Source organism: Haemophilus parainfluenzae (assembly GCF_036288925.1).
Classification (GTDB): domain Bacteria; phylum Pseudomonadota; class Gammaproteobacteria; order Enterobacterales; family Pasteurellaceae; genus Haemophilus_D.
Map to the genome: position 1 here is coordinate 917,781 of NZ_CP127167.1, position 22,616 is coordinate 940,396.

The window sequence follows — 22,616 nt, forward strand, 5'->3', positions numbered from 1 at the left end:
GCTTATTTATGATAGGCTTTAGAAAATTCGTGAATGGCATCCACGAAGATTTTTGGTGCACTTTCCGGCACGTCTTGGTGGATTCCATGACCTAAGTTAAATACATGTCCGCTGCCTTGACCAAAATCGGATAAAATTGACCGCACTTCTTGCTCGATACGCTCTGCAGGTGCATATAACACACTTGGATCCATATTGCCTTGTAGCGCCACTTTATGACCTACACGCGCTTTTGCATCAGCCAAATTAACTGTCCAGTCTAATCCTAGCGCATCGCAGCCTGTATTAGCCATGGCTTCTAACCATAACCCGCCGCCTTTAGTAAATAAGGTTACCGGTACTTTACGACCATCGTGTTCACGAATTAAACCATCAACGATTTTATGCATATATTGCAGAGAGAAGTCTAAATATTCACGATGACCTAATACACCGCCCCAAGTATCAAACACCATGACCGCTTGTGAACCTGCTTTGATTTGTGCGTTTAGGTATAAAATCACGGAATCCGCTACTTTATCTAATAAAAGGTGTAAGGTTTGCGGTTCGGCATACATCATTTTTTTGATTTTATTGAAGGTTTTGCTGCTACCACCTTCAACCATATAAGTTGCTAGGGTCCATGGGCTACCAGAGAAACCAATCAGTGGCACTTCGCCTTTTAGTTCGCGACGAATTGTGCGCACAGCATTCATCACATATTGAAGTTCGCCTTCAGGGTCAGGAATGGGTAAATTTTTGACCGCGCTTTTGTTTTCAATTGGATGGGCAAATTTCGGACCTTCACCTGCACCAAAACTTAATCCTAAGCCCATCGCATCAGGAATAGTCAGAATATCTGAAAATAAAATAGCCGCATCTAAAGCATAGCGACGAAGTGGCTGTAAAGTAACTTCACAAGCTAAATCCGCATTGCGGCAAAGAGACATAAAATCGCCCGCTTCTGCACGTGTTGCTTTATACTCTGGCAAATAGCGTCCCGCTTGGCGCATCATCCATACGGGGGTCATATCCACTGGTTCGCGTAATAAGGCTTTTAAATAACGATCATTTTTTAATTCAGACATGGGCTTTCCTTTATTTATTTTGTTCCGCTTTGCAAAGCTCAAGCGTAGCATTAATTAATTTGAGTGCGATAGTACCTGTTGGCGGTAATTCTGGCAAGGGGGCAGCGCTAGAAAACCATTGTGCATCATGCAGTTCTGTTTCTTGCAGTTGAATTTCTCCACTGTCGTAATCGGCTAAAAAGCCCACCATTTGTGAATTAGGGAATGCCCAAGGTTGGCTACCGAAATAGCGAATATTTTTAATGCGAATGCCGGTTTCTTCAAACACTTCGCGGTGAACCGCATCTTCGAAGGTTTCACCCACTTCCACAAAACCGGCGAGCGTGGTGTACATCCCCGCTTTGCCAGGCGTGTAATGGCGTTTATGGTTGGCTAATAAAATCTCTGTGCCACGGCGAACGGCGACAATAATCGAAGGGCAAATAACGGGGTAAGTACGATAGCCGCAACTTGTGCATTGAACCGCAAGCTCATCGTGAGTTTGTTCCGCTTTTTGACCGCACTTTCCACAAAATTGATGGGTTTTCAAAAAATGATTGATTTCTACACCTCGGCTTAACAAATGAAAATCTTCAGTCGGTAAGGACAACAAACTCCGTAAGGAAAGGTATTCTCGCTCATCTTGATCATTTTCTGCCACAAGCCATAAAGGTCGTGATTTCCATTTCCCGAGCAACATTGCTTTTTGCGTTGTGAGGCCGAGTTCTTTTGCTGATCCAAAAGGCAGATCATTTTCCTGCCAATAAAGTGTCGATCCTTTGGTGAACAGCCAATATCCCTGATCTTCGGGCTGAATTGCATTCATATTTTTCTCTTTTTGTTTCAAAAGTGCGGTCATTATAAAAGGGATTTTTAATAAAACGAATAAAAAAAGACCGCACCTTAAAAGTGCGGTCTTTTTTTCGCTCATTTTAACCGACAACAAAAGGTAAATAACCCGCTCGGATGGCAAAAGGAATTGAAGTAATAATCACCCCAAGCACCAATACAAGTACTAACAATGCTTTACCGCCCCATACTCTGTATGGCAAGTTAGGATGAATAGCACGTGCTTTCCAAACTAATGCTACCGGTAAAACCACTGCGTAGAACGCGAACATTTGACCGGCGTAACCTAGTGCGAGAATAAAACCTTCCGGATAGAAAAGGGAGAAAAGCACTGGGGGAATAAAGGTCATTAAACCTAATGAAATACGCCCTGCATGAATATCAAAAGATTGTTTGAGTAAGTCTTCGATACATTCTAATAAACCTAATGCCACCCCTAAGAATGAAGTTACCAATGCTAAAGTGGAGAAGATTTTTACCGCATTCGCAATAATTGGGCTTTGGGTGATTTCTAAGGTTGCTTTCACTAAGCCATTTAAGGTTGCGTCTTCACGTAAAATTTGTAAGAACTCATTTTGGCTGAGTAAGCCATGCGTCGAAAGCTGCCATAAAAAGTAAGCAAATAACGTGATACCAGAACCGACTAAAATCGCAATGCGTAAGGATTTCACATTACCGTCTAAGTATTTATTTAAGCTAGGAATCGAACCGTGGAAGCCAAATGCCGTGAAAAATACAGGGCTTGCAGAAATAATTAAGGCATTATCAATCGGCATCGCCATTAAGTTATCAAATTTAATGTTTGGTAACATTAATGCGAGCACTAAGATAAAAGTGGCAATCATCACAAAGAATAGGACACGGTTAATTTTATCCACACTGTGTGTACCGATGACAATAAAACTACCGAAGAAAATGGTGAATACAAGCACCGCGATTTTGTTCATGGTGTCTTTATCCCCCATGGCTGGGAGTAAATCCATTAATAAGGAACCACCACCACTTACATAAGCAGCAATTAAGGCATATAAAAAGACAATTAAAACAGCGGTGGAAATAATTCGCCCCGCTTTACCAAAATATTGTGCAGCAAGTGTGCCGATCCCCGCATCGCTGTCAGCAGTTTGATACAGTTCCACGAATAACAATGCGGTGAATGTGAGTACCGCCCACAAGCCAATTAATAAGAAAACCGTCGCCGTTAAGCCAATCCCTGCTGAGGTGAGCGGCATTGCCAACATCCCCGCACCAATCATAGTTCCTGCCACAAGCAAGGTACTTCCCACAGTCTTGTTCATTCTACTTTCCTTTAATTGTAATAATTAATTTACGATGATTGTATTTTAATCTTTACAGTGTGTAAAGTGGAGAAAACAAATTTCTTCTACAAAATGTACGGTAGAAATGACCGCACTTTCCCGATAAAATAACCGGCAAATCAATTAAGACGAGAGACAATAGTAGGAGAGCGCTTATGATTTATAGTATGACAGCCTTTGCACGCCTTGAAATCAAGAAAGATTGGGGCGATACAGTTTGGGAAATTCGTTCGGTTAACCAACGTTATTTGGAAAACTTTTTCCGCTTGCCAGAGCAATTTAGAGGCTTGGAAAATGCTTTGCGTGAGAAACTTCGTCAAAATCTCACTCGCGGTAAAATTGAATGTTCATTGCGTATTGATAGCAAAAAACAAGCAGCGGCTGAGCTCAATTTAAATAAAGAATTAGCGAATCAAGTGATTCAATCTTTACAATGGATTAAGTCGCAAGCTGGCGAGGGTGAAATCAATTTAGCAGATGTATTGCGTTATCCTGGCGTGGTGGAAGCGGCTGAGCAAGATCTTGATGCCATCAGTCAAGATTTGTTGACAGCTTTTGATGAATTGTTGGTGGAATTTATTGCAATGCGTGGGCGTGAAGGCGAAAAACTACAAGCCATTATTCAGCAACGTCTAGATGGTATTACGGTAGAAGCCGAAAAAGTGCGGTCACAAATGCCGGCCGTTTTACAATGGCAGCGTGAGCGTTTATTGCAACGTTTTGAAGAAGCGAAGATTCAACTTGACCCACAACGTGTTGAACAGGAAATGATTTTATTGGCGCAACGTGTGGATGTGGCGGAAGAATTAGATCGTCTGCAAATGCACGTGAAAGAAACCAACAACATCTTGAAAAAAGGTGGGGCAGTGGGTCGTAAACTAGATTTTATGATGCAAGAGCTCAATCGTGAATCTAACACGTTGGCATCAAAATCCATTAATGCTGATATCACCGCTTCCGCCGTGGAATTAAAAGTATTAATCGAACAAATGCGTGAGCAAATTCAAAACCTTGAATAGGAAAAATCATGGCAACATTTATTTCATTAAACCACTATGATTTGGTGGAAGTGGCTGGCGTCGATGCGGAGAAATATCTGCAAGGCCAATTAACGTGTGATGTGGTGCATTTAGCAGCTGGCGCTTCAACGCTTACAGCGCATTGCGATCCTAAAGGCAAAATGAACTCGTTGTTTCGCTTAATTAAGCTTTCAGCAGAGCAGTTTTTGATTTTAATGCCGAAAGCTTTATTAGCTCCACTCGATCAGTTAAAAAAATACGCGGTGTTTTCAAAAGTCACTTTCCAAGTATTGGATTGGCAAATTGTTGGCTTGATTGGTGAAAAGTGCGGTCGAATTCATGCGCAGATTGAATTAGATATTGATGAAAATCGTGCAATTTTGCTCAATCCTACACCGTTAGATGTCACCTTTAATGGCGATGAAAAACAATGGCTTTGTGCGGATATTCAAGCGGGCTTACCAAGCTTGAGTGCGGAAACGCAAAATGAATTTATCCCGCAGGCATTAAATCTACAAGCGATTGAACAAGCAATTTCTTTTACTAAAGGGTGCTATATCGGGCAAGAAACTGTCGCACGAGCCAAATATCGTGGCGCCAATAAACGAGCGATGTATGTGCTTTCAGGAAAAACCACGGTTACACCGAAAATCGGCAGCGAAATAGAAATGCAGTTAGAAACAACTTGGCGTAAAACGGGCACGATCGTAAGTGCGGTTAATTTTGACGGCGTTTTATGGTTACAAGTGGTGATGAATAACGATTTAGAAGAAGGGATGCATTTCCGTTTACCTGAAGATGGAACTGTTCTAAAAATTGAATCTCTTCCTTATTCCATAAATAGCTAAAAATAGTTCCTTTTAATCTATTTTACACTTAAAAATCCTTGGTAAAGTCAGCCTTTGCAAGGATTTTTTCGTTATATGATTTTATCATGAAAATTTATTTTCTATCACAATTCCTGTATTTTTATCAGATTTTTTGAATAGTTAAAAAATTGTTACAATAAAAGGTGAAAATGTTAAAAAATTATGAGATCTTTGTCACATTTTTAACAAATTTCACTAAATAGGGTATAGGCTTTTTCTTCAAAAACCATAGAATACGCGCAATTTTTAGTTACATAAGAGGATTAAGTATGACTCTATCTTTTATTCTTAGTGTTTTTCCCATCATTTTATTAATTTATTTAATGGTAAAGCGTAATGCATTACCTTCTTATGTTGCATTACCTTGGATTGCAACTTTAGTGATGGGCGTTCACCTTCTTCATTTTAATACCGACATCGTAACGATTAGTGCGAATGTGACCGCTGCTATTGTGGCTGTTCAAACACCAATTACGGTGATTTTTGGGGCAATTCTGTTTAATAAATTTTCAGAAGTATCTGGTGCAACCGATACGATGCGTAAATGGTTAGGCAATATTAACCCAAACCCAGTTGCACAATTAATGATTATCGGCTGGGCATTTGCTTTTATGATTGAAGGCGCAAGTGGCTTTGGTACGCCAGCTGCGATTGCCGCACCAATTTTAATGGGATTAGGTTTTAATCCATTAAAAGTCGCCATGTTAGCTTTGGTGATGAACTCAGTTCCGGTTTCTTTTGGAGCAGTAGGTACACCAACTTGGTTCGGTTTTGGTCCGTTAAAATTAGATTCAAAATCGATTCTTGAAATTGGCTCGATGACAGCGTTTATTCACTCCATTGCGGCATTAGTGATTCCATTGATGGCATTACGCATCATGGTGACCTGGAAAGAAATCCGTCAAAATATTGTTTTTATTTATATCAGTGTATTTTCTTGTATCATTCCTTTCGCCATCATAGCTCAATTTAACTATGAATTCCCATCATTAGTGGGTGGCGCAATTGGTCTCTTTATTTCTGTATTTGTAGCGAATAAAGGTATTGGTTTAGCGAAAGTTGAAAACAAGTTAGATAATAATGCGGTTAGTACGGGCCAAGTTGCTAAAGCATTACTCCCTACTGGTTTATTAATTTTATTCTTAATTGTTACACGTATTCCTGAATTAGGCTTAAAAGGCTTAATGAATAACAAAGATGTGTGGTTCTCCACCGTGTTAGGTTCATTAGGTACATTTGAAGTCAGTAAAGGTTTAATTTTTAGTTTAAAAAATATCTTTGGTTCAGAAGTGAGTGAAAGCTATAAACTACTTTATGTGCCTGCGTTAATCCCATTTGTCATTACCGTATTAATTTCATTACCACTTTTCGGCGTGAACTTCAGCAGAGCAAAAGGTATTTTTAGTGCAAGCTTAAGCCAAGTAAAAAATCCATTTATTGCCTTAATGGGAGCCTTAGTTATGGTAAACTTGATGTTAGTAGGTGGCGAGCATTCTATGGTGAAAATCATCGGTCGTACCTTTGCAGAAGTGACCGGTAGTGACTGGACAATCTTCTCATCTTTCTTAGGTGCGGTAGGTGCATTCTTCTCGGGGTCAAATACGGTATCTAACTTAACATTCGGTAGCGTACAATTATCGACCGCTGAAACCACCGGTTTATCTGTGACCTTAATTCTTGCGTTACAATCAGTTGGTGGAGCGATGGGTAACATGGTATGTATTAATAATATCGTAGCCGTTTCTTCTGTATTGAATATTCAAAACAAAGAAGGAACAATCATTAAGACTACGATTGTACCAATGGTCGTTTACGGTATCATTGCAGCCCTTTGCGCAAGTTTCTTAATTCCGCTATTCTACGCGCTCTAAAATAGAGGCAAAAAGCAACCGTACTTTATCGGCGGTTGCTTAACTTTTATCGAATATTTTACTTTTTATTTTCTATTACTGTTGGAGTAATTATTTATGAACGTAAATTTCTACGTTACCTGTATTGCTGATGTCGTAAAAAGCGGTGTGGCGAAAAACACCGTATTACTACTGGAGAAACTCGGTTGTAATGTTATCTTCCTTGAAAAACAAGGCTGTTGCGGGCAACCTGCATTAAACAGCGGTTACACCAAACAAGCCATCCCTGGCATGAAAAACTTAGTCGAAACCTTTGAAGTGAACGATTATCCCATCGTTGCCCCTGCAGGTTCCTGTGTTTATGCGATTAAAAACTATCCTGACTATTTCACCAAAGTGGGTGAATTAGATTGGGCAGAGCGCGCTAAAAAAGTGGTGGATCGTTTCTGTGATTTAACCGATTTTATTGTCAATAAACTTGGTGTAACGGATGTCGGCGCATATCTGCCAGGTAAAGCAGTTTATCACCCTTCTTGTAGCTTATCTCGAAAATTAGGTATTGTTGATGAGCCCATTGCGCTTTTAAAAGGAGTGAAAGGTTTAGAATTGCTTCCTATTCATAATCAGCAAACTTGCTGTGGTTTTGGGGGAACTTTCTCTGTGAAAATGGCAGAGATTTCTGGCGAAATGGTGAAAGAAAAAGTTGAGCATATCGAAGAGGTTGAACCGGAATATTTAATTGGTGCCGATGTCAGCTGTTTATTAAACATTGGTGGTCGTTTACAACGCGAAGGCAGCAAGATCAAAGTGATGCACATTGCGGAAGTATTAATGCAAGGGGAGAAATAATATGTCACTAAAAACCAGTCATCTTCCTTTTAAAGCGCGTGTTGATCACGAAGTACATAATACTATCATGCGTAAAGCGGTAGTGAAAGCCCAAGAAACTATTGGTGCTAACCGTCAAAAAATGGTGGACGAATTAGGTCATTGGGAAGAATGGCGTGATTTATCTAAACAGATTCGTAACCATGTTTTAGCTAATTTAGATGCTTATTTGTATCAATTAAGCGAAAAAGTGATTGAAAATGGCGGTAAAGTGTATTTTGCTGAAACTGCCGAAGAAGCGAGTGCTTATATTCGCAAAGTAGCATTAGAGAAAAATGCGAAGAAAATCGTAAAATCCAAATCCATGGTGACAGAAGAAATCGGTTTAAACGACGTGCTTGAAAAAGAAGGTATGCAAGTGATCGAAACCGATTTAGGGGAATATCTCTTACAAATTTCAGGTGATAAACCATCCCATATCGTTGTACCAGCAATTCATAAAGATCGTCATCAAATCCGTAAAGATTTAGCTGAGCGACTCGGCTATGAAGGTGAGGAAACACCAGAAGATATGACGAGTTTCGTACGCAAAAAAATTCGTCAAGATTTTTTAGAAGCGGATATTGGTATTAGTGGTTGTAATTTTGCCGTAGCAGAAACTGGCTCAGTTTGTTTAGTAACGAATGAAGGTAACTTACGTTTAGCCACTACTTTACCAAAAACACATATTGCCGTGATGGGAATGGAGCGTCTAGCACCAACCTTCCAAGAGGTAGATGTGTTAATCACGATGCTTGCTCGTAGCGCTGTAGGAGCGAAATTAACCGGTTATAACACTTGGTTAACGGGTCCTCGTGTTGCAGGTGAAACGGATGGACCTGAAGAATTCCATTTGGTTATTGTGGATAATGGCCGTTCAGATATTTTAGCGTCTGAATTCCAAGAAGTTTTACGTTGCATCCGTTGCGGTGCTTGTTTGAATACCTGTCCGGCATATCGTCAAATCGGTGGTCATGGATATGGTTCTATTTACCCAGGGCCAATTGGTGCCGTGATTTCTCCGTTACTAGGCGGCTACGATGAGTTTAAAGAATTGCCGTATGCTTGTTCATTATGTAACGCATGTAACTCTGTCTGCCCGGTGCGTATTCCATTAGCACAGTTAATCTTAAAACACCGTGAGAAAATGGTAGAGTTAGGTAAAACGCCTGCGATGGAACGTTTATCTATTTTTGGTTTCACCACAGCCAATGCCAACCCAATACTATGGAAAACAGGTGTGAATATTGGTGCGAAATTAGCGGGTAAGCTGATCAAAAATGGGAAAGCACCAATTACATTTGGTGCATTGGGTGAATGGACAAAAGCACGAGATTTACCACAAGCAGATGGCGAAAGTTTCCGTCAATGGTTTAATAATAGAGAGAGAGGGTAATAAGCATGGATTTACAAAATCGCGAAAATTTTCTTAATAAATTAGCGGCGAAAATGGGTAAAGCCCGTGCTATCGTACCTGAACCGATGGAAGCACCAGTCAATACATACCCAACTGAGCGTTTAACCCATTTAAGTGCGGTTGATTTAGCGAATGAATTTACCAATTCTGCTAAAACCATGATGGTGGACGTAAATGTGTGTAAAGAGTCTGATGCAGTACAAACCTTACTTGCTCTCTGTGAAAAATATGGTGGCGGTGATGTTGTGCTTAATTCCGATGAAAGATTGACTGCACTTGGTATTCCTGCAGCGCTTGAAGCGAAATATACTTGCCATACATGGTCACCAGAAACGGCACAAGATAATATTAGTTTTTCTGAAAAAGCTAATCTTGGTGTGGTTTATGCAGAATATGGTTTGGCGGAAACGGGCGGAATCGTCTTATTCTCTGACGCAGATCATGGACGTTCAGTGAGTTTATTACCTGAAAAATCGATTGTTGTTGTACGTAAAAGCCAAGTACTACCACGTGTTGCACAAGTGGCGAAAGTATTACATGATAAAGCACAACAAGGCGAGCGTATGCCATCTTGTATCAATATTATCTCAGGTCCAAGTTCAACCGCAGATATTGAATTGATTAAAGTGATTGGCGTACATGGTCCAGTAGCAAAAATCTATTTAGTCATTGATGACTTATAAGAATCATCCATGATGAAAAGAGAGAACTATAATGTTCTCTCTTTTTTTATTTTTTTGAAATCCGCTATAATTCTGAAAAACTCATGAATTGAACACTATGACTTATTATCTTGGCATTATGTCTGGCACCAGCCTTGATGGGGTGGATATTGCCCTTACTGACATCCAATCTAATCAAACCAAATTAATTGCGGCAGGTTTTACGCCGATGCCGGCAAATTTACGCGAAAAAGTGACCGCACTTATTCAATCGGGCGAAACGTCGTTACAAGCATTGGGTGAACTCGATCATCAATTTGGTTTGCTTTATGCCGATTGCGTAAATGATTTTTTACGTAAACACCAGTTAAAGCCAGAACAGATTGAAGCCATTGGCTGCCATGGCCAAACAGTGTGGCATTCCCCAAAAGGTCAATTTCCGTTTACCATGCAAATTGGCGATATGAACTTATTAGCTGCAAAAACAGGCATTACGGTCGTTGGCGATTTGCGCCGTAAAGATATGGCGTTTGGTGGACAAGGGGCGCCTTTAGTACCCGCTTTTCATCAAGCGGTATTTTTTGATCCTCATTGGACAACGGTGGTGCTGAATATTGGTGGTATAAGTAATGTATCGTTATTGATACCCGAACAGCCTGTCATTGGCTTTGATACGGGAACAGGTAATACCTTGCTTGACCAATGGATCGAAAAACATCAAAGCAAAGCTTACGACCAAAATGGTGAATGGGCGGTTTCAGGTCAAGTGAATCCAGATTTGTTAGCGGCATTATTAGATGAAGATTTCTTTCAGCTTCCACCACCGAAAAGCACGGGGCGTGAATTATTTAATTTGGCTTGGCTAGAGAGGAAAATTCAAAAAATAGCAGGCAAAACGACCGCACTTTTACCACAAGATGTGCAAGCTACTTTGGCTGAATTTACCGTGCAAAGCATTGTTTTAGCCCTTAATAATATTCAGACGATATTACCATGTCGATTACTTGTTTGTGGCGGGGGGGCTAAAAATCAGGCGATCATGAATGGTTTAAAACAGGCGTTGCCAACTTGGCGTATTCAACTGACGACGGAATTAGAGCTTGATATCGATTATGTGGAAGCGGCAGCTTTTGCTTGGTTGGCTTATCGTCGTATGCATAATTTACCCGCTAATTTGCCGAGTGTGACGGGCGCCACAAGTGCGGTCAGTTTAGGGGCGATTTTTCCAAAGGAATAAACCATGGCAGAGAATTTATTACAAACCCTTTCAACTCTAATTACTGAACAACGAAATCCCAATTCCATGCATATAGATAGCTTATCTGCATTGGAAATTGCGCAGTTAATGAATCAGGAAGATAAGCAAGTGCCTTTGGCAATTGAAAAATGTTTACCTCAAATTGCCCAAGCGGTTGAACGTATCGTTGCTGCATTTCAACAAGGCGGTCGATTAGTCTATATTGGCGCAGGAACCAGTGGTCGATTAGGCGTACTCGATGCGTCTGAATGCCCGCCAACATTTGGTGTGTCACCTGAAATGGTGAAAGGTATTATTGCAGGCGGCGAGCGCGCATTACGTCATCCAATTGAAGGGGCGGAAGACAGTAAAGCACAAGCCGTGGTGGACTTACAAACAATTCACTTTTCCTCAAAAGATGTGTTGGTGGGTATTGCTGCAAGTGGACGAACCCCTTATGTGATCGGTGCATTGGAATATGCGAAACGTTTAGGTTCAGTGACGGTTTCGATTGCAAGTAATACGAATTCAGCGATGGCGAATATTGTGGATATTGCCATTGATACTGTCGTGGGACCAGAAGTGCTAACTGGCTCGAGCCGCTTGAAATCAGGCACAGCACAAAAATTAGTACTGAATATGCTGACTACGGCTTCTATGATTTTAATGGGTAAATGCTATCAAAACTTAATGGTGGATGTGCAGGCAAGTAATAAAAAACTGAAAGCTCGTGCCATTCGTATCGTCATGCAAGCCACGGATTGCGATAAGGCTCTCGCAGAAGAGACATTAAAGCAGGCTGATCAAAATGCGAAATTAGCGATTATGATGATTCTGAGTGGATTAGATCGTGCTCAAGCAGAGGCTTTATTAGAAAAACATCAGGGCAAGTTACAACTTGCATTGAAATAAGCAAAAATAAAACGCTAGGCATCAAACCTAGCGTTTTTTATTATTTAATAGTTTGCTTAATTAGCAATCTTGTTTGCCGTAAGCATCTTGACGAAGGATTTGACGAACGCCTTCCTCAAATTGTGCTAAAACTTGATCCGCGTCTTTTGGATCTTTACCGCGAGCATCAAGGTAGAACTTGATTTTCGGCTCAGTACCAGATGGACGAGCGATTAAGCGGCTACCGTTTTCTAATACGAATACAAGGATGTCGCTTTGGCGATCAGTTTTAGTGTGGTCGATGAATTGTGCCACTTTAACACCACCTACTTCAGCTGGAGGCGTGTTACGAAGTGCGGTCATTAATTTACCGATTTCAGATAAATCGCTTACACGGATAGAAATTTGACCACTTACATAAGCACCGAATTCTTGTGTGAAGTCATTGGCATAATCCGCTAAGGTTTTACCTTGTGCTTTTAAGTGACGCACTAAATCTAAGAATACGATCGCCGCTGAAATACCGTCTTTATCGCGTACTTTATCTGGGTCAACTAAGTAACCAAGCGCTTCTTCGAAACCGAATAATAAGCCTTGAACTTTACCGATGTATTTGAAACCGGTTAAGGTTTCTTCTGATTGGAAGCCGTATTTTTTCGCAATTTCAGCAAGCGCTGGAGAGGACACTAAAGAACACGCTAATACGCCTTTCTCACCTTTTGCATGATATTGTTTTGCTAAATACCAACCTAAGAAACAACCTACTACGTTGCCGTGTAAAGGTTTCCAGTTACCTTGTGCATCTGGAACAGCTACTGCTAAACGGTCTGCATCAGGGTCATTGGCAATAATGAATTCCGCATTGTGTTCTTTTGCCACTTTAATGGCTAAATCTAATGCCCCTTTTTCTTCTGGGTTAGGGAAGTTTACTGTTGGGAATGTGCCATCTGACCATACTTGTTCTGCCACAATATGAGGTTGTGGAAGACCTGCTTTGGTTAAGGTTTTGCTTAATACTTCATAGCCTACACCGTGCATTGCGGTATAAACGTAGTTAATGTCTGCTTTAGGTTCTTTAGCAAGAGAAGCCGTTTTTTCAATATAAGCGTTAACTACTTCATCATCTAACACAACATAATCTTGGCTACGAGGTAAATCTTTTACATTACCCACTGCGACTTTGTCGATTAATGCAGCGATATCTTTATCTGCAGGCGAAACGATTTGGCCACCGCCGTTCGCTTTGCCTAAATACACTTTATAACCGTTATCTTCTGGTGGGTTGTGACTTGCTGTCACCATAACACCTGCTGTGGTATCAAAATATTGAATTGCGTAAGCTAATACTGGAGTGGGTAATTTACGTGGAAGTAAATAAGCTTTAACGCCTGCCCCCGCCATGATTTCAGCGGTATCACGTGCGAAAACATCAGAGTTTTTACGACCGTCGTAACCAATCACGATAGAAGGTTGTTTGTCGTAATCTTTTAAATAATCCGCTAAACCACCTGCTGCTTGTGCTACTAAAACACGGTTCATCCCCATAGGGCCTGCTTGTAATGGTCCACGAAGCCCTGCAGTACCAAATTGTAAACGGCTACTAAAGCGAGCTTGTAATTCAGATTGTGCTTTTTTATCACCATTTTTCGCCGCGGTTAAAAGTGCGGTTAATTCTGCATGAGTTTCTGCATCAGGATCTTGGTTTAACCAGTTTTGTGCAATATCAAAAAGCGTTGTCATGATGTTTTCTCCTTGTAAAAAGTAATTCTGGATAGACTAACGGAAAATGGATCGGATTAAAACGACTATTTTTCTTTTTTCCTGAAAAGATAAGCTTTTTTTGATCGCAATCGTTTTCTAATAAAATAAAAACAGCGTAAAATATTCACGCTGTTAAATGATTTTAGATTATGAAATTTAAAATTTATTTGCTGAAATCCACCAAAGCATCACGAGTAATATCTGTGATATTCTTATTGCTTGTTAGTGTCATTGCTACACGCATTTCTTTATGAAATATATCGAGCATATTCTCTACGCCACGTTGACCATCTGCTCCAAGAGCATATACAAAAGAACGACCAATCATAGTAGCATCAGCACCTAATGCGATCATACGTACTACATCTAATCCATTACGAATACCACTATCTGCAAGAATTTTTATATTACCTTTGACTGCATCAGCGACATAAGGTAAAGCTTGAGCTGTTGATGGCGTACCATCTAGTTGTCTACCTCCATGGTTGGATACCACGATCCCATCAGCACCAAAGCGAACAGCATCTTTAGCATCTTCAGCATCTAAAATACCTTTGATAACCATAGCACCATCCCAATAATCACGTATCCATTCTAAATCTTTCCACGAAATAGAAGGGTCGAAGTTGTCAGTTAACCAACCAATGTAATCATCTAACCCTACCGGTTTACCCATATATTGAGAAACATTACCTAATGTAAATGGACGCCCCTTCATGAGCATATCGTAAGACCATAATGGATGAGTGAAACCTTGTAATGTTCGACGAAGCCATTTATATTCGCCACTCATGCCTGAATGCATATCACGATAACGTGCACCAGGGGTTGGCATATCTACAGTAAAGACCAATGTCTTACAACCTGCTGCTTTTGCTCGTTCGAGCGCATTTTTCATAAAGCCTCGATCTTTTAGAACATAAAGTTGGAACCACATGGAACGTTTGAGTGTTGGAGCTACTTCTTCAATTGGACAAATTGACACAGTTGAAAGCGTAAATGGAATACCTTTATTATCGGCAGCTTTTGCAGCTTGAACTTCACCACGACTTGCGTACATACCACATGCACCTACAGGAGCCAATACTAACGGCATAGAAAGCTTTTCACCGAATAATTCAATTTCAGTATTTAATTGAGACATATCATTGAGCACACGTTGCCGTAATGCTATGTTAGATAGATCACTTACATTACGTGTAAGTGTATGTTCGGAATAAGAGCCACCATCAGCATAATGAAACATAAATGGAGGAACCTTACGTTTAGCAACTTGACGATAATCGTTTGCGGATGAAATAATCATATTTACCTCATTATTAATGATAATTATTATCTTCCATTGTAAGTTAAATTCATTAATAAAGGTATTAGTTTTTGAAGATTTGTAATTGGGCAATAAAAAATGCACGATTTTCCATCCGAATCGTGCATTTAATTGATTTTGATCGTGAAGAGTGAAATTACTAAAGGAGGAGAGCTGAACCCCATTTAATAATATCAAAGAAGAATTTGTTTTGATTGGTGGCAATACCATCACCCGTTTTCTTCAATGTACCATCGTCATTTTTGGTTTCATCTACCATGCCATTTATATATTGACCTTTTACGACATCTAAATCTTCTTTGGCTTGAGTTCGTAAGATTTGACATGCTTTAGGATCTAACGAGTCAACATCCCCGACTTCTGTACGGAATTTCTTAAATTGATAAGTTGCGTAATTCATTGATTTTTCATCTTTTTGAATCATTTTCACATAGTTTTCCCCGATGATTTTTTCTAACGGATAGAAAAAGACATATTGGGAATGAATGTAGCTATCTTCTTTAGCGAAGTGTTGTTGTTGAATTCGGGTCAAATTCGGATAGATACATTGTTCAGCTTGTTTACTTGACGTTGCCCATGTTTTCGCATTCACATCTGAAAGGAGGTAATCCGCTTGTGCAAATTCTGCGGGGATCGGCGATTGTGATGGGCCAAATAAACCACAAGCACTTAAGAGTACAGTTGCGCCGAAAATAATAAATTTTCTCACTTAAATTTCCTTATAATATCTAGATTGCCAAAATTTTAGCAACAACAATCTGATTGTAAAGTGATTATCTAATAGCGACGTGATTTTCTTTCCCGAAGTAAAAAACTTCCGTTATAATGACCGCACTTTTTACACTTATAAAGGAAAGAACAATGCAAAATCCAAAAGATGATGTTTTATATGCACCAGTTGAGTGGGTTGATCATAGCGAAGGTTACACTGATATTCGTTTCCACAAATCGACTGATGGTATTGCAAAAATTACTATTAACCGTCCAGAAGTGCGTAACGCATTTCGACCGCAAACAGTTAAAGAAATGATCCATGCTTTTTCTAACGCTCGTTTCGATGAAAAAATTGGCGTGATTGTATTAACCGGTGAAGGCGAAAAAGCATTCTGTTCTGGTGGTGACCAAAAAATTCGTGGTGACTACGGCGGCTATAAAGATGAAAGCGGTGTGCATCATTTAAATGTATTGGATTTCCAACGCGATATTCGTACTTGTCCAAAACCAGTTGTAGCAATGGTGGCAGGTTACGCAATTGGTGGTGGCCACGTACTTCATATGTTATGTGATCTAACCATTGCAGCAGACAATGCAATCTTTGGTCAAACTGGTCCTAAAGTAGGTTCATTTGACGGTGGCTGGGGTGCAAGCTATATGGCGCGTTTAGTGGGTCAGAAAAAAGCACGCGAAATTTGGTTCTTATGCCGTCAATATAATGCGCAAGAAGCATTAGATATGGGCTTAGTGAATACTGTCGTGCCTTATGCTGATTTAGAAAAAGAAACCGTGCGTTGGTGCCGTGAAATGTTACGTAACAGCCCAATTGCGTTACGTTGCTTGAAAGCTGCATTGAATGCGGACTGTGATGGTCAATCAGGTTTACAAGAACTCGCGGGTAATGCAACCATGTTGTTCTATATGACTGAAGAAGGTCAAGAAGGGCGTAACGCATTTAACGAAAAACGCGCACCAGACTTCAGCAAATTCAGACGTAATCCTTAATTTGAACATAAAAAGTGCGGTTCAAAATCAGTGTGTTTTTAACTGCACTTTTGAAAATATATTGAAATCTTTATTGCTATTTGGAAAATATTTTTATGGGTTGCGAAAAACAATATAATTATGTGATTAGTTTAATCAAAGAAACTAAACGTCGCAAACATATTGAACAAGAATTTGGTCAGCAAAAAATCCCTTTTTCATTTTTTGATGCGGTCACACCAGATCGTATTGAGGATGTTGCAAAGAAATTTAATATTACTTTAGATAGGTCACCAAACGCCAAATTATCGGATGGTGAAATTGGTTGTGCATTAAGTCATATTGCGTTATGGGATCTGGCAGTAGAAAATAATTTAGATTATATCAATATTTTTGAAGATGATATTCACTTAGGTGAGAATGCGAAGAAGTTATTAGAGATTGATTATTTGCCTGATGATGTTGATGTGCTAAAGCTTGAGGCTAATGGAAAAATGGTATTTCGTAGGCCTAAAGTAGTAAAGTGTCATAGAAAGATTTACCCTATCACATTTAAGCAGTCAGGAACTGCAGGTTATACAGTCATGGCAAAAGGTGCGAAATACCTTCTCAAACAGGTAAAAAATAAACCGCTTGAAATTGCAATTGATTCTCTTATCTTTGAGGATTTTTTAAATTTAAAGGATTACAACGTGGTACAGCTTTCACCCGGTATTTGTGTACAAGATTTTGTTGTGAATCCAGATAAACCTTTTGAAAGCAGCTTGCAAAAAGGTAGAGATTTAGTTCATGAAAATCAGACAAAATTTTCAGTGGTTGAAAGAATAAGAAAAGAAATTATAAGATTAAAGCGTAAATTATTTATGAAACACGTGCCTTTTAAATAAGGGAAGTGCGGTTAAAAAATTATTTTTAACCGCACTTTTGCTATCAAGGAGAACAAGATGAAAACCAAATCATTTAATCTTTATCGTTATTCTATTCCCGTCGACAGCCAATTAATTTTACGTGGACGCTTTTTGAAACGTCGAGAAGGTTTGATTGTACGTGTTGCTTGCAGCCGTGATGGCTGGGGCGAAATTGCACCTTTGCCTGGGTTTAGCGAAGAAACCATCGAACAAGCGCAAGAGCAAGCCATTGAATGGCTGACGAATTGGTGTCATGCAAGCTGCGAAGCACCAAGAGTCCCCCTTGACGGTTGTTATCCTTCTGTTGCCTTCGGTATTAGCACGGCGATGGATGAGATGAAACGTTATTTAAATGAGGAAGGTAACTATCACACTGCACCTTTGTGCTATGGTGATCCTGATGAGTTATATTCAGAATTGAATCAAATGCCAGGTGACAAAGTCGCTAAAATCAAAGTCGGCATGTATGAAACGAATCGTGATGGTTTAATTGCCGACATGTTTTTGGAAGCCATTCCTGATTTGCAATTACGTCTAGATGCGAATCGTCAATGGACTTTAGAAAAAGCCTTAAAATTTGCGGAGAAAGTAAAACTGCAACATCGTTCTCGTATTCAATTTCTGGAAGAACCTTGTAAAACTCGTGAAGAAAGCCGTCAGTTTGCAGCTCAAACAGGCATTAATATTGCTTGGGATGAAAGTGTGCGTGAGCCAGGCTTCCTTTTAGAAAAAGAACCACACTTAAGTGCCATTGTGATTAAACCAACACTGGTTGGTTCGCTACAAGATTGTCAAAAGCTGATCGCACAAGCACATTATTTAGGCATAAAAGCAGTGATTAGCTCGAGCATTGAAAGTAGCCTTGGATTAACGCAACTCGCTCGTATCGCGGCACAATATACACCCAATGTGACGCCAGGATTAGATACGTTAAATTTAATGCAACATCAAGTATTACGTGCGTGGCCAGGCTCAGATTTACCGCTAATTGATTTAAATTCAGAATTTATTACCAAAATCGTCTAGAGATACGACCACCATTACACAAAAAATCGCTATAATTCGCACAAGTTAAAGGATGTGAAAATGTCAAAAAAATTTAATATTTTGCTGTTAAATGGCCCAAACTTAAATATGTTGGGGGCAAGGGAACCGAAACATTATGGTTCGCTTTCGTTATCTGCCATTGAAGAAAATATGGTAAAACTTGCGGCGCAGTATGATGTGAATTTGGCGTGCTTTCAAGCAAATAGCGAAGAAAAGTTAATCGATAAGATTCATCAAAGTTTTCAGAAAGTGGATTTTATTTTAATTAACCCTGCGGCTTATACGCATACCAGTGTTGCATTGCGTGATGCCTTGCTTGCTGTGTCAATTCCATTTGTTGAAATCCATTTGTCTAATGTACATAAGCGCGAGCCATTCCGTCACCATTCTTACTTTAGTGATGTGGCTGAAGGGGTGGTTTGTGGCTTAGGTGCGAAAGGTTATGAGTTTGCTCTTCAATTTGCGTTAGATTTTTTAAATAAAAAAGCATAAAATTTCACAAAATTTACAGATTTTCGCAGAAATTTATCGCAAAGTGCGTGATTTTGCGGTAATCTTGCCGACACAAAAACAGGTTTCAAAATGACCGTACTTTAGAAATCAATTCTGAAAGTGCGGTTAACAATTCATTATTATTTTTAGGAAGAGCGTATGGACATTCGTAAAATCAAAAAACTGATTGAATTAGTAGAAGAATCGGGTATCACTGAATTAGAAGTGCAAGAAGAAGAAGGTACAGTACGTATTAGTCGTGCGGCACCAGCTGTTGTACCTGCTGCAATTCAATATGCAGCGGCGCCTGTCGCACCCGTTGCGGCTCCTGCAGCTGCTCCAGCGGCAGCTGCACCTGCTGAAGCGCCAGTCGCTGAAGTTTCTGGCCACCAAGTGCGTTCACCAATGGTAGGTACGTTCTATCGTAGCCCAAGTCCAGAAGCGAAAGCTTTCGTTGAAGTGGGACAAACAGTCAAAGTAGGCGATGCACTTTGTATCGTTGAAGCAATGAAAATGATGAATCGTATCGAAGCAGACAAAGCTGGTGTGGTTAAAGCAATCTTAGTGAATGATGGCGAAGCGGTTGAATTTGATCAACCATTAATCGTTATTGAATAATCCCTATTAATCTGAAATGGCGAGAGTTCTCGCCTTTTTTCACACAAGTAGAAATTGTTATGTTAGAAAAAGTTGTGATAGCTAACCGTGGTGAAATTGCACTACGTATTTTGCGTGCCTGTAAAGAATTAGGCATTAAAACTGTGGCGGTTCACTCTACCGCCGATCGTGATTTAAAACACGTATTACTTGCAGATGAAACAGTTTGTATCGGACCTGCGCCATCTGTAAAAAGTTATTTAAATATCCCTGCCATTATTGCCGCAGCAGAAGTAACCGGTGCGGATGCGATTCACCCTGGTTATGGTTTCCTTTCTGAAAACGCAGATTTTGCAGAGCAAGTTGAGCGTTCTGGTTTTATTTTTATTGGCCCAACTGCAGACGTCATTCGTTTGATGGGGGATAAAGTTTCTGCAATTAAAGCAATGAAAAAAGCGGGCGTGCCTTGTGTACCGGGTTCAGATGGTCCAGTAGGCAGCGATATCGCAAAAAATAAAGAAATTGCAAAACGTATTGGCTATCCAATTATTATCAAGGCATCTGGCGGTGGCGGTGGTCGTGGTATGCGTGTCGTTCGTAGCGAAGATGCACTTGAAGAATCTATTGCGATGACAAAAGCTGAAGCAAAAGCCGCGTTTAACAATGATATGGTTTACATGGAAAAATATTTAGAAAATCCACGCCATATTGAAATTCAAGTTTTAGCGGATACACACGGTAATGCAATCTATCTTGCAGAACGGGATTGTTCTATGCAACGTCGTCACCAAAAAGTCGTGGAAGAAGCACCTGCGCCGGGTATTACAGAAGAAGTTCGTCGTGACATCGGCACTCGTTGTGCGAATGCTTGTGTTGAAATTGGCTATCGCGGTGCAGGTACGTTTGAATTCTTGTATGAAAATGGTGAATTCTATTTCATTGAAATGAATACCCGTATTCAAGTAGAGCACCCAGTAACAGAAATGATTACCGGTGTAGATTTAGTGAAAGAACAATTGCGCATTGCAGCTGGTTTACCACTTTCTTATAAACAAGAAGATATCAAAGTGAAAGGTCATGCAATTGAATGTCGTATCAATGCAGAAGATCCAAAAACATTCTTACCATCTCCAGGTAAAGTTGCTCACTTGCACTCACCAGGTGGTTTAGGGGTTCGTTGGGATTCTCATGTATATGCTGGTTATACCGTTCCACCACACTACGATTCTATGATCGCAAAATTAATCACATACGGTGATACGCGTGATGTCGCAATCCGTCGTATGCAAAATGCATTATCTGAGACGATCATTGATGGTATCAAAACAAATATCCCACTTCATGAACTCATTCTTGAAGATGAAAACTTCCAAAAAGGTGGTGCGAATATCCACTATTTAGAGAAGAAATTAGGGATGTATGATTAACATGAAACGGCTAACGTAAGTTAGCCATTTTTATATCTTTTGATAATTAATATATTTTCTTTGAAAAGATATTTTAAATCTCTTTATAATGTGTACCTATTTATTTTTACCTAAGGAAAAACAATGAAATTTAATCTCTCTAAATTAAGTTTAATAATTCTTGCAACTGTAACGTTAGCTGCCTGTGGAAGTAGTGGTGGTAGCAATACTCAACCAGCTGATCAAGCAAAAACACCTGAGCCAGTAAAACCAGCTGAGCTAGTAAAACCAGCTGAGCTAGTAAAACCGGCTGAGTCAGTAAAACCAGTTGAGCCAGTAAAAACAGCTGAGCCAGTAAAACCAGCTGAGCTAGTAAAATCAGCTGAGCTAGTAAAACCAGCTGAGACAGTGAAACCCGCTGAGACAGTGAAATCCGCTGAGACAGTGAAATCCGCTGAGACAGTGAAATCCGCTGAGACAGTGAAACCAGCTGAGCAAGTGAAACCAGTTGAGACAGTAAAACCAGCTGAGCCAGTAAAACCAGCTGAGCCAGTAAAGCCAGCTGAGACAGTGAAACCAGCTGAGCTAGTAAAACCAAGTGAGCTAGTAAAACCAGCTGAACAACCAAAAAATGAAGAACAAATTGTGCTTAGTCGAGTAGGATTTGAAGTTAACAAAGAGAATGGAGTAATTACTACAATTGAAAGACAAATACATGATGACAATAATGTGAATCTCGTTAATGTTGAAGGTCAAGAAATTGAAATTATTCCATCAGGGTATTATGAACGTCCCGGATTCATTGGAATTAATGCAAAAGAACTGCTAGAGGAGTTTTCTCCTAAATCGCAACGTAGTGTTAGCGGTAAAAACTATAAGAACATTCGTTGGGGTACATTTACAGATCCTTCGCTGAACTCTTATTATCATGTTGCATTCGGTGTAAATCCAACAACAGAAATGCCTCAATCAGGTATAGTCAATTATACTGGATATGGTAGTCATTTAGAGGCAGCTAAAAAAGAGGGATATTTCTTATCATCAGCCAGACTTACTGCAAATTTTGCAGATAAAACACTAAATGGAACAATTTCTTTAGCGAAAACAGGTTTTAATGATGTCCTCGTATCAAATGATATTGCTGGAGGCGCTCTTCCTCCTCATCTACATTTTGATGATGTTTCCTTATCTGCCAAAATTCAAGGCAATCAATTTAGTGGAATAAATAGCCAAGGTGTTCAGGTTGAAGGTGGCTTCTATGGAAAAGATGCAGACGAAGTGGCTGGAACTTATCAAGGAAATGATAAATTTGGTGTTTTTGGTGCTAGAAAAAATTAGAAAATTTTTGTAAATT

General features: G+C 39.8%; 21 protein-coding genes. 15 read left to right on the forward strand and 6 right to left on the reverse strand.

The genetic code is table 11. The features are described 5' to 3' along the window. Positions 1-2: 2 nt before the first annotated feature. The 3 genes from hemE to QQS40_RS04680 all read right to left on the reverse strand — a co-directional run bounded on the left by hemE (position 3) and on the right by QQS40_RS04680 (position 3,193). Entirely contained in the window at positions 3-1,067 is a 1,065-nt protein-coding gene (gene hemE, locus QQS40_RS04670; RefSeq protein WP_329506450.1) for a uroporphyrinogen decarboxylase, read from the reverse strand. A gap of 10 nt (positions 1,068-1,077) precedes the next feature. After that, positions 1,078-1,905, reverse strand: a complete 828-nt coding sequence (nudC, locus tag QQS40_RS04675) for an NAD(+) diphosphatase (RefSeq protein WP_420485561.1) — start codon at positions 1,903-1,905, stop codon at positions 1,078-1,080. 73 nt (positions 1,906-1,978) lie between these two features. Then, positions 1,979-3,193: an aromatic amino acid transporter gene (locus QQS40_RS04680; protein ID WP_128787778.1), complete on the reverse strand. Its 1,215-nt coding sequence runs from the start codon at positions 3,191-3,193 to the stop codon at positions 1,979-1,981. Between the two features lie 176 nt (positions 3,194-3,369). Here QQS40_RS04680 and QQS40_RS04685 point away from each other — a divergent pair, with 176 nt between their 5' ends. From QQS40_RS04685 to murQ, 8 genes are all read left to right on the forward strand, one after another. After that, positions 3,370-4,233 carry a YicC/YloC family endoribonuclease gene (locus QQS40_RS04685; protein ID WP_329506454.1) on the forward strand — a complete coding sequence of 288 codons (864 nt, stop codon included), beginning with the start codon at positions 3,370-3,372 and terminating at the stop codon, positions 4,231-4,233. A gap of 8 nt (positions 4,234-4,241) precedes the next feature. Next, the gene (gene ygfZ / locus QQS40_RS04690) at positions 4,242-5,081 is read left to right on the forward strand and encodes a CAF17-like 4Fe-4S cluster assembly/insertion protein YgfZ (RefSeq protein WP_329506456.1); all 840 of its coding nucleotides are present in this window, start codon (positions 4,242-4,244) and stop codon (positions 5,079-5,081) included. Between the two features lie 290 nt (positions 5,082-5,371). Then, entirely contained in the window at positions 5,372-6,973 is a 1,602-nt protein-coding gene (locus tag QQS40_RS04695) for a lactate permease LctP family transporter (protein WP_297569083.1), read from the forward strand. Between the two features lie 96 nt (positions 6,974-7,069). Then, positions 7,070-7,801: a (Fe-S)-binding protein gene (locus tag QQS40_RS04700; protein WP_329506459.1), complete on the forward strand. Its 732-nt coding sequence runs from the start codon at positions 7,070-7,072 to the stop codon at positions 7,799-7,801. 1 nt (position 7,802) lies between these two features. Continuing rightward, positions 7,803-9,215 (forward strand): LutB/LldF family L-lactate oxidation iron-sulfur protein, encoded by a 1,413-nt coding sequence (locus QQS40_RS04705; protein ID WP_289901612.1) that lies wholly within the window; start codon positions 7,803-7,805, stop codon positions 9,213-9,215. 5 nt (positions 9,216-9,220) lie between these two features. Next, entirely contained in the window at positions 9,221-9,919 is a 699-nt protein-coding gene (locus QQS40_RS04710; protein WP_289901611.1) for a LutC/YkgG family protein, read from the forward strand. A gap of 97 nt (positions 9,920-10,016) precedes the next feature. Further along, the gene (locus QQS40_RS04715) at positions 10,017-11,135 is read left to right on the forward strand and encodes an anhydro-N-acetylmuramic acid kinase (protein ID WP_329506462.1); all 1,119 of its coding nucleotides are present in this window, start codon (positions 10,017-10,019) and stop codon (positions 11,133-11,135) included. A 3-nt stretch (positions 11,136-11,138) separates the two neighbouring features. Then, positions 11,139-12,047 carry an N-acetylmuramic acid 6-phosphate etherase gene (gene murQ, locus QQS40_RS04720; protein WP_289901609.1) on the forward strand — a complete coding sequence of 303 codons (909 nt, stop codon included), beginning with the start codon at positions 11,139-11,141 and terminating at the stop codon, positions 12,045-12,047. A gap of 60 nt (positions 12,048-12,107) precedes the next feature. Here murQ and QQS40_RS04725 read toward each other — a convergent pair whose 3' ends face one another. The 3 genes from QQS40_RS04725 to QQS40_RS04735 form a co-directional block, all read right to left on the reverse strand. Beyond that, positions 12,108-13,766 carry a phosphoglucomutase gene (locus QQS40_RS04725; protein WP_329506464.1) on the reverse strand — a complete coding sequence of 553 codons (1,659 nt, stop codon included), beginning with the start codon at positions 13,764-13,766 and terminating at the stop codon, positions 12,108-12,110. A 184-nt stretch (positions 13,767-13,950) separates the two neighbouring features. Continuing rightward, on the reverse strand, positions 13,951-15,093 hold the full coding sequence (gene lldD / locus QQS40_RS04730; protein WP_049356086.1) for an FMN-dependent L-lactate dehydrogenase LldD: 1,143 nt from the start codon (positions 15,091-15,093) through the stop codon (positions 13,951-13,953). A 160-nt stretch (positions 15,094-15,253) separates the two neighbouring features. Next, a complete protein-coding gene (locus QQS40_RS04735; RefSeq protein WP_289901607.1) occupies positions 15,254-15,823 on the reverse strand; it encodes a DUF5358 domain-containing protein in 570 nt (189 codons plus the stop codon). 152 nt (positions 15,824-15,975) lie between these two features. Between QQS40_RS04735 and menB the strand changes: the two genes are divergently transcribed. The 7 genes from menB to QQS40_RS04770 all read left to right on the forward strand — a co-directional run bounded on the left by menB (position 15,976) and on the right by QQS40_RS04770 (position 22,600). Further along, positions 15,976-16,833 (forward strand): 1,4-dihydroxy-2-naphthoyl-CoA synthase, encoded by an 858-nt coding sequence (gene menB, locus QQS40_RS04740; RefSeq protein WP_005698319.1) that lies wholly within the window; start codon positions 15,976-15,978, stop codon positions 16,831-16,833. Positions 16,834-16,928: 95 nt separating this feature from the next. Beyond that, positions 16,929-17,699 (forward strand): glycosyltransferase family 25 protein, encoded by a 771-nt coding sequence (locus QQS40_RS04745; protein ID WP_080969746.1) that lies wholly within the window; start codon positions 16,929-16,931, stop codon positions 17,697-17,699. 57 nt (positions 17,700-17,756) lie between these two features. Then, positions 17,757-18,746: an o-succinylbenzoate synthase gene (gene menC / locus QQS40_RS04750; protein WP_289901606.1), complete on the forward strand. Its 990-nt coding sequence runs from the start codon at positions 17,757-17,759 to the stop codon at positions 18,744-18,746. 60 nt (positions 18,747-18,806) lie between these two features. Further along, on the forward strand, positions 18,807-19,259 hold the full coding sequence (gene aroQ, locus QQS40_RS04755) for a type II 3-dehydroquinate dehydratase (protein WP_049356080.1): 453 nt from the start codon (positions 18,807-18,809) through the stop codon (positions 19,257-19,259). Between the two features lie 159 nt (positions 19,260-19,418). After that, entirely contained in the window at positions 19,419-19,877 is a 459-nt protein-coding gene (gene accB / locus QQS40_RS04760) for an acetyl-CoA carboxylase biotin carboxyl carrier protein (protein ID WP_049356078.1), read from the forward strand. A 59-nt stretch (positions 19,878-19,936) separates the two neighbouring features. Beyond that, positions 19,937-21,283 carry an acetyl-CoA carboxylase biotin carboxylase subunit gene (gene accC, locus QQS40_RS04765; protein ID WP_289901604.1) on the forward strand — a complete coding sequence of 449 codons (1,347 nt, stop codon included), beginning with the start codon at positions 19,937-19,939 and terminating at the stop codon, positions 21,281-21,283. A 123-nt stretch (positions 21,284-21,406) separates the two neighbouring features. Continuing rightward, the gene (locus QQS40_RS04770; RefSeq protein ID WP_297569051.1) at positions 21,407-22,600 is read left to right on the forward strand and encodes a transferrin-binding protein-like solute binding protein; all 1,194 of its coding nucleotides are present in this window, start codon (positions 21,407-21,409) and stop codon (positions 22,598-22,600) included. The last annotated feature ends 16 nt before the right edge of the window (positions 22,601-22,616 follow it).